Annotated in this window: 13 protein-coding genes; 1 reads left to right on the top strand and 12 read right to left on the bottom strand. The window is 40.1% G+C overall.

The annotated features are described in order from the left end of the window. Positions 1-5 precede the first annotated feature (5 nt). The 11 genes from DXB39_RS02885 to proB form a co-directional block, all read right to left on the bottom strand. Positions 6-2,258: a peptidase U32 family protein gene (locus tag DXB39_RS02885; RefSeq protein WP_117841023.1), complete on the bottom strand. Its 2,253-nt coding sequence runs from the start codon at positions 2,256-2,258 to the stop codon at positions 6-8. Between the two features lie 71 nt (positions 2,259-2,329). Next, positions 2,330-2,845 (bottom strand): cell division protein ZapA, encoded by a 516-nt coding sequence (locus DXB39_RS02890; RefSeq protein ID WP_117698409.1) that lies wholly within the window; start codon positions 2,843-2,845, stop codon positions 2,330-2,332. Between the two features lie 95 nt (positions 2,846-2,940). Further along, on the bottom strand, positions 2,941-3,933 hold the full coding sequence (gene ruvB, locus DXB39_RS02895) for a Holliday junction branch migration DNA helicase RuvB (protein ID WP_022243755.1): 993 nt from the start codon (positions 3,931-3,933) through the stop codon (positions 2,941-2,943). A gap of 12 nt (positions 3,934-3,945) precedes the next feature. Beyond that, positions 3,946-4,563, bottom strand: a complete 618-nt coding sequence (ruvA, locus tag DXB39_RS02900) for a Holliday junction branch migration protein RuvA (protein ID WP_117841022.1) — start codon at positions 4,561-4,563, stop codon at positions 3,946-3,948. Continuing rightward, positions 4,527-5,036 (bottom strand): Gx transporter family protein, encoded by a 510-nt coding sequence (locus tag DXB39_RS02905; protein ID WP_117841021.1) that lies wholly within the window; start codon positions 5,034-5,036, stop codon positions 4,527-4,529. The genes ruvA and DXB39_RS02905 overlap by 37 nt, the downstream gene beginning before the upstream one ends. 8 nt (positions 5,037-5,044) lie before the next feature. Next, positions 5,045-5,422, bottom strand: a complete 378-nt coding sequence (locus DXB39_RS02910; RefSeq protein WP_117841020.1) for a NusG domain II-containing protein — start codon at positions 5,420-5,422, stop codon at positions 5,045-5,047. Beyond that, a complete protein-coding gene (gene miaB, locus DXB39_RS02915; protein ID WP_117841245.1) occupies positions 5,423-6,862 on the bottom strand; it encodes a tRNA (N6-isopentenyl adenosine(37)-C2)-methylthiotransferase MiaB in 1,440 nt (479 codons plus the stop codon). It abuts the gene before it with no gap. A 31-nt stretch (positions 6,863-6,893) separates the two neighbouring features. Beyond that, positions 6,894-8,138, bottom strand: coding sequence for a glutamate-5-semialdehyde dehydrogenase (locus DXB39_RS02920; protein WP_117841019.1), 1,245 nt, complete (start codon positions 8,136-8,138; stop codon positions 6,894-6,896). A gap of 12 nt (positions 8,139-8,150) precedes the next feature. Beyond that, complete coding sequence (locus DXB39_RS02925) at positions 8,151-8,738, bottom strand: 5-formyltetrahydrofolate cyclo-ligase (protein WP_117841018.1); 588 nt, start codon at positions 8,736-8,738, stop codon at positions 8,151-8,153. Beyond that, positions 8,710-8,937: a DUF896 domain-containing protein gene (locus DXB39_RS02930; protein ID WP_022243748.1), complete on the bottom strand. Its 228-nt coding sequence runs from the start codon at positions 8,935-8,937 to the stop codon at positions 8,710-8,712. Before DXB39_RS02930 ends, DXB39_RS02925 begins: the two co-directional genes overlap by 29 nt. Before the next feature lie 4 nt (positions 8,938-8,941). Beyond that, the gene (proB, locus tag DXB39_RS02935) at positions 8,942-9,796 is read right to left on the bottom strand and encodes a glutamate 5-kinase (RefSeq protein ID WP_117698413.1); all 855 of its coding nucleotides are present in this window, start codon (positions 9,794-9,796) and stop codon (positions 8,942-8,944) included. A gap of 174 nt (positions 9,797-9,970) precedes the next feature. On the opposite strand from proB, the gene DXB39_RS02940 reads away from it, so the two are divergent. Then, positions 9,971-11,002, top strand: coding sequence for an FAD:protein FMN transferase (locus DXB39_RS02940; RefSeq protein ID WP_330416447.1), 1,032 nt, complete (start codon positions 9,971-9,973; stop codon positions 11,000-11,002). 8 nt (positions 11,003-11,010) lie between these two features. Here DXB39_RS02940 and DXB39_RS02945 read toward each other — a convergent pair whose 3' ends face one another. Then, positions 11,011-12,408 carry an MATE family efflux transporter gene (locus DXB39_RS02945; RefSeq protein WP_117841016.1) on the bottom strand — a complete coding sequence of 466 codons (1,398 nt, stop codon included), beginning with the start codon at positions 12,406-12,408 and terminating at the stop codon, positions 11,011-11,013. Positions 12,409-12,483 lie beyond the last annotated feature (75 nt).

Here is a 12,483-nt window from a genome sequence, read left to right on the forward strand (position 1 = left end):
CTGCTTTATTCTACGCCTCGTTTAAAATGACCATTGGTGCATTCCATTGGCAGCTGCCCCAAAATGCCACCATTTTTATAAATATCGCCATAAATTGTTAAAATCTGTTCTGTCTCTTCTTCCGTCTCTGTCGTAAAGGAAAGTCTCACGGCAGCCGGTGCAATCTTTTTCACGGTTGCGTCTTCCTTAAAGAGGCAGACCGGAAGCGAATTATAAATTACATTATAACATTCCGGGCAGAAATTTTTCACCGGAAAATGTACCGAATAACGGTCTTTTAAGGTCAGCACGTCAGGCTGATGCATACAGCCCAACGTGTTCTTATGAATACACTGTGCCGTTATCATAAGCGGAAGTCTGCCATAGATAATCATTTCAGACCGGCTGTTTTCTCTTCTTAAAATCTCCTTCCGGTTCAATTCCACCGGAATTGTATCCTGCATCATTCCAAGATGATAAAAATATTCTGCTGCTTCATTGGAATAGGTATATAAATTACTGTCGGATACCATCTGCCAGTTTTCATTGCCCCATTCCTTTATAAACGCAATCTCATCAAGACTCCGCACCATAATACCATCTAATGGAAGCTTTTTTAGCTCCGGCATGATTTTTTCATAAAAAAGACTGGTCTGCTGCCGGAAAATAAACGGGAATACATAAAATGCTTTCTTACCGGATGCCTGTACCCTGTCTATATCCTCACTTAACTTGCGGATCAGATTTTCTCTTGTATACAACATACAATCAAGATAAACCGTATCCACGAAATCGGCTTTTAATACTGCCGGAAGCTGTTCTGCGTCTTCAATCAGTACCCGGACTTCTGTGGATGAACCGGCGGATTGTTGTCCAGAAGTCTGTGATAATGACTGTCCGGAAATCTGCTTTTCTTTTATGGCATTTCCTGTTGTCTGCCTATCTGTTTCAGAGGAAGAAGTTTCCACCAATTCTGGAAGCGTTCTTTCATAAGGTTTCAACAACGCTTCTTCTAATGCTTCCAACGCACCTCTTCGCAGCTGGTTCAACTGGTTTACCGGCATAAAAATATCATCATCCATTGTAACTTCAAGCTTTTCAAAAACAAATGGTGTATTTCCGGTCTTTGTAACCTTTTCTGTTACAACTTCTTTCGTCAACGGACGATTCTGCGCTACAAGAACCATATCTCCCTGATAAAAAACTTTTATTTTTCCATATTGCACTTCTATCTTAGCAGGGCATTCTTTATTTAATATTAACTTTCCTTTAATCTTTTCTTTTAATTCTGTGTCTACATATTCTCTACGGATGTTATCCTGAAGAACACCTTCTCTCTTATTATGGGAAGCACTCTCTCCGCTTAGCATATCACTGTCATTATGATGATAGTAATATCCGTTGGTAAAGCCACCTCGGTTTCCAAGTTCTAAAAGTGCCCTGATATCCTTCTTCTCCACCGGAATACGGCTTCCATCCAGATAGGAATCCATATATTTTCGGTAAATACTTACTACACCGGCAGCATACTCCGGTGTCTTCATCCGTCCTTCTATCTTAAAGGAATATACCCCATGGTCTGCCAGTTCATACAAAAATGGCAGTGTACACATATCCTTAAGGCTCAGAATCGGTGTTGCATGATGTCCGGTAAGACTTTTTTCTCCCTGCAATACTTCATAGGAAAGGCGGCATGGCTGTGCACATCTGCCACGGTTTCCGCTTCTTCCGCCGATGATACTACTGAAAAGGCACTGTCCGGAATAACAGTAACACAATGCGCCATGAATAAAGCTTTCCAGTTCCACGCCTACTTCATCATGGATTCTTTGAATTTCTTCTAAGGACATTTCTCTCGCTGTCACCACACGCTCTACACCCTGTTCCTTTAAAAGCCTGGCTCCCTCTACATTGGTAATGGTCATCTGGGTACTGGTATGTATCGGAAGATTTGGAAAATGAGTTTTGATAAACTCCATAACGCCCATATCCTGCACGATGACAGCATCTAATCCCGCTTCATAATAAGGGTGCAGATAATCATAGAGCTGTCCTAATTCATATTCTTTTAACAGAGTATTCACCGCAAGAATAATTTTGCGTCCATGAATATGTCCGAAACGGATTGCTTCTAATAATTCTTCTTTGTTAAAATTATTGGCATATGCTCTTGCACCGAACATACTTCCGCCAAGATATACGGCATCTGCTCCGGCATGAATGACTGCCTTTAATGTTTTCAAGGAACCTGCCGGTGCTAAAAGTTCTAACTCTTTCATCTTTCCTCATCTCCTATGGCAACAAAAGGGACAGATAAATGTCTGCCCCCTTTCATAGTTTTTATTCTCTATTACGCTTTCTTTCCGGAAGGCTTTTCCTCTTTCTTTTCTTCCGTATGGTCTGTTTTCTTTTCCTCTGGTTTTTCAGTTTTTTCCGGTTTTTCAAGTTTATCTACTTTACCAAGTAAAGCATCTTCTAAGGTTGCTTCTAATCTGGTCTTATTTAAAAGCAGCTCTTTATTTTCTTTTTCCAGATCCTTTAATGACTTGGCATCACTTTCCATGCGGATCTGGTTGGAAATCAGTTCATGCTTTAAATCATAGATTTCACGGTCTTTTACCTCTAAATCCTGCTCTAATTTTTCAACCTGATTTTTCGCTTTGAAGTAATCATCTGCAATGTTCAATGCCAGCAATGTGGAACGCATATCACTTGGAATTCTCTTATATTCATCCAGCATTTTAAATTCTGCAATCTTATCATTGATATAAGTTGCTACCTTCTGTAAATACTCCTGACTCTCATATCCACTTAAAGTATATACTTTTCCATCAATAATCACTTCTGTATTATTTTTTGCTGCCATTTTCATTTCCTCTCTGCGTATCTGCCTAAAAATATTCTCTGACTACTACATATAGCATATTATAGCTATAAATCTGTCGAAAAACAACTATTTTCTTAGCCCTCTATTCCAAAGTGATGATATGCAAATTCTGTTGCGACCCTTCCCTTTGGTGTCCGGTTGATAAATCCATTCTTTACAAGATATGGTTCATAAACATCCTCTATGGTTCCGGCATCTTCCCCAATCGCTGCCGCAAGGGTATCCAGCCCTACCGGACCACCCTGGAATTTTTCAATAATCGTAAGCAAAATGTTCCTGTCATTCTGGTCTAATCCCATCTTGTCTACTTCCAGTAAATCCAGTGCAAAGGATGCTACTTCTTTGGTAATTTCACCATTGTACTGCACCTGTGCAAAATCACGCACCCTCTTTAAAAGGCGGTTGGCAAGACGCGGCGTTCCTCTGGAACGGCGTGCCAATTCGATTGCACCTTCCTCATCAATCTTTACCTCTAACTTTTTTGCAGAATGGACAATAATTGTCTTAAGTTCCTCCACATTATAAAATTCAAGATGATGAACCACTCCAAAACGGTCTCTTAAGGGTGCCGATAAAAGTCCGGCTCTGGTAGTGGCACCCACCAGCGTAAAATGCGGTAAATCAAGGCGGATTGAACGGGCAGTTGCGCCTTTTCCCACCATAATGTCAATGACATAATCCTCCATGGCAGGATATAATACTTCCTCTACCTGCCGGTTCAGACGATGAATCTCATCTACAAATAAAATGTCACCTTCTGCAAGATTACTTAAAATAGCTGCCATTTCTCCCGGCTTTCCAATTGCCGGACCGGAAGTGACTTTCATATGTACACCCATTTCATTGGCAATAATGCCGGCAAGAGTAGTCTTACCAAGTCCCGGAGGACCATAAAACAATACATGGTCTAAGGACTCTCCACGCTGTTTTGCAGCCTCTATATACACTTTAAGATTTGCTTTTGCTTTCTCCTGACCAATATATTCATCCAAGGTCATCGGACGCAGTGTTTTTTCGATTTTGATATCTTCATCCTGCATCTGCGTTGAAATTACACGTTTTTCCATTTTCTGCTCCTCTTATAAGAATGCCATCTGCTTCAATGCCAGTTTTAAAATATCTTCTACCGAACTGTCTTCCGTAATTTCAATATCACGAAGAACCTTCAAAGCCTCTGTGGAAGAATAACCCAGTGAAACCAGTGCCTCTACTGCTTCATTGCGGATTCCTTTTAAGCCGTTACCAGAAACAGCTTCCTGTGTATGGCTTAATTTCTGTTCAAAGGCATCCTCTAAACTAAGCTTGTCTTTTAATTCTATAATCAACCGCTGTGCCGTCTTATTTCCAACACCTGGAGCTTTTGCAATTGCTTTTGCATCATCAGACAATACTGCAAAACGCAAATCATCCGTTGACATGACAGAAAGAATTGCCAGTGCACCCTTTGGTCCGATTCCGGATACACCAATCAGCAATTTAAATACATTCAAATCATCTCTGGTAAGAAAACCATATAAAATAAATGCATCCTCTCTGACACAAAGATAAGTATAGATTTTTACTTCTTCGCCAACTCCCGGTAGCAGAGATAATACCTGTCCCGGAATATAAATATTATAGCCGATTCCGCCATTTTCAACGACAATATGATTCTCTGCCACTATTTCGGATAATTCGCCTTTGATATATGAATACATAATCTTCCTCCTACTTCCTTTGCCACAATTCCAATCAGGGCACCCGTCACAAAGCCTGCAATCAATAAAACCGGCATATAGTAAATGACATGGTATGAACTTACCAGAAATCCTGCTACGATAAGCTGACCCATATTATGTATGATTCCGCCACAGATACTGACTGTAACTACATGAAAACGGTTTATCCGAATCAGAATAAACATAAGTACAAAGCTTAATAATCCGCCGGCAAGTCCATAACAGATGCTGACCAAATTTCCAAATAAAATTCCGGTAAGCACAATACGAAGCACCGATACACAAAGAGCCTCTCTCCAGCCAATCAGATACAGCATCAGCACCGTAACAAGGTTGGCAAGTCCAAGCTTTACTCCCGGTATTCCAATGGCAAAGGGCAATATTGCTTCCACATAACTTAATATCATGGCCAGTGCCAAAAACACGCCAAGATATGCTACACTTTTCTTCATGCTTTCACCTACCCTGCCACATCATCCAATGTATTTTTCTGCTCACTTTCTACGGTTACTACAACCCGGTTTGGCAGACAGATAATGGATTCTTTATCTTTGGAAATTGCGTTCTGATGCATACACAACTGATCCGGGCAGTCCGCCTCAAGCATATAGGCAGTCCCATTTTCAATCGTTACGATATTGGTAACTTTTCCATCTATTTTAATTGGAATCTCTTTATTTTCTGACAGGGAATATCTGCCATATTCACTGCCATTTACCGTAATGATAATACTGTCACCGCTTCGTAATGCAGAGGTCATTCCCACATAAAACACCAGAATAACTACTGCAAGAATTCCCAGCAACAGAATATCATTTTTTCCAAAACGACGGTTCATTTACTCTGCAACCTCTCCCATATAATAAAAGCCTTTGCATTCTTTTAAATGTACCGGTACGATAGTTCCAATCATGGATACATCACCCGGCAGATGTACCACTGAGTTATTGGATAATCTTCCGGTTACAAGGCCTTCCTGCTGTTCATCTAATTCTTCAACTAATACATCCTGCACGCTTCCGGTTAATGCTCCGGCTTTCTTTGCGGAAATCTCCTGTACCAGTTTTAACAGCCGGTCAAAACGGTCTTTTATCACATCTTCCGGAATCTGATTTTCCATTTTGGCAGCAGGCGTTCCGGTACGTTTTGAATAAATAAACGTAAACGCGCTGTCATACTCTACCTGTCTTACCACATCCATGGTCTCTAAGAAATCTTCTTCGGTTTCTCCCGGGAATCCTACAATAATGTCGGTTGTAATTGCCAGATCCGGCATTGCTTTTTTGATTTTTTCAACCAGTGCAAGATAATGCTCCTTGTCATAGTGACGGTTCATTTCTTTTAACACTCTGCTGCTGCCGGACTGAAGCGGCAGATGAAGATGTCTGCAGATTTTCTTGGAATTCTTCATTACTTCAATCAGTTCATCGGATAAATCCTTTGGATGGGATGTCATGAACCGGATTCTTTCCAGACCTTCAATCTTTTCTACTTCCTGTAAGAGCTGTGCAAAGGTCACTGGTGTATCTAAGTTCTTTCCATAGGAATTGACATTCTGTCCTAAGAGCATAACCTCTACTACACCATCTGCTACCAATTTTTCAATTTCTCTTATGATATCCTGCGGTTTTCTGCTGCGTTCTCTTCCTCTTACATATGGCACAATACAGTAACTGCAGAAATTATTGCAGCCAAACATAATATTAACACCGGACTTAAAGCTGTATTTCCGTTCTACCGGAAGTTCTTCTACAATTTCTTTCGTATCATCCCAGATGTCAATCACCATTTTCTGCTCTTCAAAGCAGCGTACCAGAAGTTCTGCAAATTTAAAGATATTATGGGTTCCGAAAACCAGGTCTACAAAACGATAACTCTGTTTTAATTTTTCCACAACCTCCGGTTCCTGCATCATACAGCCGCATAATGCAATCATCATATCTTTATTCTTTTTCTTAAAGCCGCTTAAATATCCCAGACGTCCGTAAACCTTATTGTTGGCATTTTCACGTACGGTACAGGTATTATAAATGACAAAATCTGCTTCCTCGGAATCGGTCTCTTCAAAACCTACGGTCTCTAAAATTCCACATAACTTTTCGGAATCTCTGGCATTCATCTGGCACCCAAAAGTTGTCACATGAAAGGTGAGCGGTCTGCCTTTCTTCCTGGAAATCTGCGTCACATACTGCTTTGCAAGGTCCATAAAATAAAATTGTCTCTGCGGTTCCATTACCGGAACTTCACCGGTGTGATTTATCTTTTCTATTTCTCTCATTTCTTTTCCTGTTTTCTTAATATTTTTCTTATTATTCTCTGATCTGGCCATCCCCATAAATGATATATTTGGTGGTCGTCAGTGATTCTAAGCCCATCGGTCCTCTGGCATGCAGCTTCTGGGTACTGATTCCGATTTCTGCCCCAAAGCCAAACTCAAATCCGTCGGTAAAACGTGTGGATGCATTCACATAAACAGCAGCAGCATCAATCTCATTTAAGAACTTCTGCGCATGCTCATAATTATTGGTAATGATTGCTTCCGAATGTCCGGTATTATATTTATTGATATGTGTAATGGCTTCATCAATATCTGAAACTGTCTTTGCAGAAATAATATAATCCAAATATTCGGTGCCCCAGTCTTTTTCTGTTGCAGCCACTGCATCTTTTGTAGCTTTCTGAACCCGCTCATCCCCACGGATTTCTACATGGCTTTCGGATAATTTTGCAGAAAGGCGTGGCATCAGTTCATCTACGATGCTCTCATGCAGCACTAAAGATTCACAGGCATTGCATACACCGATGCGCTGTGTTTTGGCATTATTAATGATATTCACCGCCATATCAAGGTCTGCGGTTTCATCCACATAAATGTGGCAGTTACCGGTACCGGTCTCAATCACCGGAATTGTAGCATTTGCTACCACAGCACGAATCAGTCCTGAGCCACCTCTTGGAATCAGTACATCCACATACTCATTCATTTTCATAAATGCAGTAGCAGTTTCCCGGCTGGTATCTTCGATTAAAGAAAGCACTCCTTCCGGCAGCTGGTTATTACTTAAAGTTTCATTGATGCTCTTTACGATTGCCATATTGGAATGAATGGCATCACTTCCACCTTTTAAAATCACGGTATTTCCAGTTTTAAAGCACAAAGCAAAGGCATCTGCTGTTACATTTGGACGTGATTCATAAATAATTCCAATGACACCTAATGGTACACGCTTCTTTCCAATCATAAGTCCATTCGGGCGCTGTTTCATGGAAAGGACTTCTCCTACCGGATCTTCTAATTCTGCTACCTGGCGGATTCCTTCTGCCATCTGTGCAATACGCTCTTTATTTAACATCAGACGGTCTAAAAGTCCCTGATGCATTCCGGCTTCTCTTCCTGCATCCATATCCTTCTGGTTTGCTGCTAAAATAGCATCGGTATCTTCTACTAAATGTTCTGCAACTTCAAGCAAAATCTTTTCTTTTTCTTTCATGCCCATATTCCGCATGATGACTTCTGCTGCTTTTGCTCTCTTACCTAATTCCTGTAATTCCATAATTCCCTCCTGCTACTTATTTTCGTCTCTGTTATCCGTTACTTTATAAATCTTCTCCGGTGTTACAAGATAATCCATCAGAATATCATAAGCCTCCATAGGTACCTGTTCTGCAAGCTGACAGGATAATGCAATTCCAACCCGGATTACTTTCTTATTTTTCTGAAAAAAACGATCATAAAAGCCCTTACCATATCCGCTTCTTCCACCGTTAATATCAAAGACCAGTCCCGGTGTGAATACAATTGTTTCCTCCTGCTCAAGTTCTGCTAAATCCATCGCCGGTATCTCATCCTTTGGCTCCATCACATGAAAATACCCTTCCTGAAAATCATCTGTACTATTGACTTCACAAAAATCCATTTCTTCTCCACGTACCCGGGGAAAAGCTGCTCTTTTTTGAATACTTTCTTTAAAAAAAGGCAATAAAGAAGCTTCTTTCCCAAGGGGATAATAAAAGAAACAATTTTGTGCTTTCTGAAAGATTTCCCAGGTACTGATATTCTGACAAATCCTTTGGGATTCTTCTCTTACAATATTCTCCGGCATTGCATTTCGCAGTGTCTTATACTTAGTTCTGATGCTTGCCTTTGTTTCCATATTTTTCTCCCAGATTGGTTACCGTTCCATCTGCATTTACCATATCAATATTATCTAACTGTCCCTTCAGATTCCGCTTTACACTTGCTATGTATTCCTTGCGAAGTGCTGCCTGTTCTTCCTTTTCTTCCGGTGTCAGTCCTTCTTTCTGGGATTTATGATATAATTCATTGATTCTTGCTATTATATTTTCAATCATCTTTTTACTCCATGCTTTCTTCTACATAATCTGCAATATAGAAATCATCATTTTTATTGGCTTTGAAAAAGGTTCCCACCTGTTTTCCTTCGAAAATCTGATGCAGAACTCCCACATCCTTTGCATTGGCAATAATCATATCTGCTCCGGATAAGGTTGCAATCCTTGCTGCCGTTAATTTGGTGGTCATTCCACCGGTACCAACATCACTACCTACTGTATCTCCTGCCATGTTTTCAATCCGATTATCAATTTTTTCTACTACCGGTATCAATTCGGCTTTTGGATTCTTTCTCGGATCATCCGTATACAACCCGTCAATATCAGATAAAAGAATCAACAAATCTGCTCCTACCAATGAGGCTACAATAGCCGACAGGGAATCGTTATCACCAAACTGCATCTCATAAGTAGATACGGTATCATTTTCATTTACAATTGGTATAATTCCCATTTCAAACAATTCTTCAAAAGTATTCTGGGCATTTTTTCTCGACACGTTATCAACCATAGTTTTTTTTGTCATAAGAACCTGTCCCACATTCTGGTGGTACTCTGAAAAAAGCTTTTGATAAGTCATCATAAGTCTCGCCTGTCCCACTGCCGCACATGCCTGTTTTACAGCTATTTTCTCCGGTCTTTCTTTGAATCCCATGGACTGTCTTCCTACTGCAATAGCCCCGGAGCTGACCAGGCATACATCCATGCCCTGATTCTTAATATCACATAATTCTCTTACCAAACGTTCCAGTTTTAAAAGATTTAATTTTCCAGTCTCTTCGTGTAAAAGAGATGAAGAACCGATTTTTACAATTACACGCTTCTTATTCTTTAATGTTTCACGCAACTGTGTATCCATTTTTCCGCCTCTTAATCATCTACGGCATATTCACTATCTGAATGCCGATTATAATTTTTTATTCATATGCATACATTTTATACTTTATCATACCTTTCGAAAAAAATCATCTGTAAATTTTATCTTCCTTGTGCTATGCTTGTGCTATATGATTTTAAAAGAACCGGAGTATACATGATGAAAACAAAAAAGACGATATTTTCTTATAAATTAACCTGCAGTTTACTTGCTTTCTTTCTCTTCTTCTGCTCCTTCTCCTTCGTGGGATGCGGACGCAGCAAAGAACCCGTTTCCAAATCTGATTTTTATTTTAATACAGTCATTACTATTACACTATATGGAGAAGAAAATGCTTCTTATATTGATGACTGCTTCAAGCTTGCTTCCCATTATGAGAACCTTTTCAGCAATACCATCGCAGACAGCGATATCAGTAAAATAAACAATGCTGGTGGCACACCGGTTACTGTGGATGATGATACGATTGAATTATTACAAAAAGGTATTTATTATGGTGATTTAAGCCTGGGACAGTTCGATATCACCATTGGTAAATTGTCTTCCCTCTGGGACTTTCCAAATAACAGCGGTACGGTTCCATCTGAATCTGATATTGAAGCCACACTTTCCACCATCGACTATCATGCGATTGTTATTAATGGAAACGAAGTTAGTCTTTCCAATCCGGATGCCATGATTGACTTGGGAGGCATCGCCAAAGGTTATATTGCTGATAAAATGAAAGATTATTTAAATGAAAAAGACATTACCTCCGGCATGATTAACCTTGGAGGCAATGTCCTTACGCTGGGTGATAAACCAGATGGAAGCAACTATAATATCGGTATCCAGAAACCATTTTCCGATGACGGCACTGCCATTGCCAGTGTTGAAGTCTCTGATGAAACGGTAGTAAGTTCCGGTGTTTATGAACGTTATTTCTATGTGGGTGATAACTTCTATCACCACATTTTAAATCCGAAAACCGGTTATCCTTATGACAATAACCTGCTGGGTGTCACCATTATCTGTCCGAAATCCGTAGATGGTGACGGACTTTCCACCACCTGTTTTGCTTTAGGATTAGAGGACGGCATGAAGCTGATAGAATCCTTGGATGACACGGAAGCCATTTTTATCACCGACGATTACGAACTTCATACCACTTCCGGCATCGGCAGCAATATTCCATTTCATGGAATGTAAACATAATCCTATTGCTGCTCCATAACCATATTGTTGACCCAGATTTTCTTCTTTACCATAACATATCCGATGATGCATTTTATAATCTCTATCAACTGACAGGATAAATAAATAGATACGATCGGAACTCCTGTAAATCTGGTTAACACAAATGCCAGTGGAATATCTACCACCCAGATATAGACACTGTCAAAAAGAAAGGTAATGACTGTCCTGCCACCGGAACGCAGTGTGAAATAGGTTGCATGCATAAATCCATATAACGGCATGCAGGCTGATGCAATCCGGATAAATTGTTTTGCCAGTCCACGTACTTCTTCTGTCGTATTGTATATTCTTGGAAAGAACGGAGCAATCGCAAACATGCAGGCTCCTATAACAAAACAACAAAATACAGAAAATACAATCATCTTGCGGTCCGTATCCACCGCCTCTTCCAATTTACCAGCACCAAGCTGCTGTCCTACAATGATGGATATCGCACTTCCCAACGCAATAAATACAACATTAAAAAGATTGGCTACTGTATTTGATATATTAAATCCAGCTACAACAGCAAGACCTCTTGTGGAATAACACTGCATCAGGACTGCCATTCCTCCAGCCCATAAAGTCTCATTTAAAAGCAATGGTGTTCCTTTTATGATAATCTGTCGTACCAGTGTTCCCGGTATTTTAAAATCACGGTAAGCTCCTACAATAAAATGATTCTTATCTGCTCTCGCATGGGTCCACAAGACAACAATAATGCATTCCACAACTCTTGCCAATACGGTTGCTGCCGCTGCACCTCTTACTCCTAATGCAGGCAGTCCAAATGCACCAAATATTAATACATAGTCAAATATCAGATTTACTGCTACAGAAGCAATTCCGGCTTTCATCGGAAGAACCGTTTCTCCTGTTTCACGTAATGTCTGGGCATATGCCTGAATCAATGCAAAAGGAACCATGGATGGCATTACCGTCTGTAAATACTGTTTTGCATACAATAATGTAGCTTCAATATCTCCCGTGCTTCCTCCTTCATGCAAAAACAGCCGAATTAACGGTTCATTTGCAAAGCCAAATATCAGCATCCATATGACTGCTAAGAAACCACAGGCTACAATTTTAAAACGGAAGGCATTCCGCACTCCTTTATGGTCCCCTTTTCCATAAAACTGTGCCCCAAAAATGCCTGCACCGGATACTGCTCCAAAAATACAGATATTGTAAACCAGCATCAACTGATTGATGATTGCGACACCGGACATCTGCTCCGTTCCAACCAGTCCTACCATGATATTGTCCAAAAGACTCACAAAGTTAGTGATGGCATTCTGTATCATAATTGGAATAGCTACCAGCAGAACCATTTTATAAAAATCTTTATTTCCAATATACTTTTCTCTAAATTTTCTCATATCCAATCCTTATATAACATCAACTACGCAAAACGGGACTGCCAAATCAATGACAATCCCGTTCTTTCTATCACA

This window comes from Roseburia sp. OM03-7AC, assembly GCF_003462625.1.
In the GTDB taxonomy this organism is placed as follows: domain Bacteria; phylum Bacillota; class Clostridia; order Lachnospirales; family Lachnospiraceae; genus Roseburia_C; species Roseburia_C amylophila.

Coding starts and splice junctions, on each gene's coding strand:
- DXB39_RS02945 (WP_117841016.1), bottom strand. CDS start 12,408: ATGAGAAAATTTAGAGAAAAGTATATTGGAAATAAAGATTTTTATAAA.
- DXB39_RS02890 (WP_117698409.1), bottom strand. CDS start 2,845: ATGGCAGCAAAAAATAATACAGAAGTGATTATTGATGGAAAAGTATAT.
- proB (WP_117698413.1), bottom strand. CDS start 9,796: ATGGATACACAGTTGCGTGAAACATTAAAGAATAAGAAGCGTGTAATT.
- miaB (WP_117841245.1), bottom strand. CDS start 6,862: ATGAGAGAAATAGAAAAGATAAATCACACCGGTGAAGTTCCGGTAATG.
- DXB39_RS02910 (WP_117841020.1), bottom strand. CDS start 5,422: ATGAACCGTCGTTTTGGAAAAAATGATATTCTGTTGCTGGGAATTCTT.
- ruvA (WP_117841022.1), bottom strand. CDS start 4,563: ATGTATTCATATATCAAAGGCGAATTATCCGAAATAGTGGCAGAGAAT.
- DXB39_RS02925 (WP_117841018.1), bottom strand. CDS start 8,738: ATGGAAACAAAGGCAAGCATCAGAACTAAGTATAAGACACTGCGAAAT.
- DXB39_RS02940 (WP_330416447.1), top strand. CDS start 9,971: ATGATGAAAACAAAAAAGACGATATTTTCTTATAAATTAACCTGCAGT.
- DXB39_RS02885 (WP_117841023.1), bottom strand. CDS start 2,258: ATGAAAGAGTTAGAACTTTTAGCACCGGCAGGTTCCTTGAAAACATTA.
- DXB39_RS02905 (WP_117841021.1), bottom strand. CDS start 5,036: ATGAAGAAAAGTGTAGCATATCTTGGCGTGTTTTTGGCACTGGCCATG.
- DXB39_RS02930 (WP_022243748.1), bottom strand. CDS start 8,937: ATGATTGAAAATATAATAGCAAGAATCAATGAATTATATCATAAATCC.
- DXB39_RS02920 (WP_117841019.1), bottom strand. CDS start 8,138: ATGGAATTACAGGAATTAGGTAAGAGAGCAAAAGCAGCAGAAGTCATC.
- ruvB (WP_022243755.1), bottom strand. CDS start 3,933: ATGGAAAAACGTGTAATTTCAACGCAGATGCAGGATGAAGATATCAAA.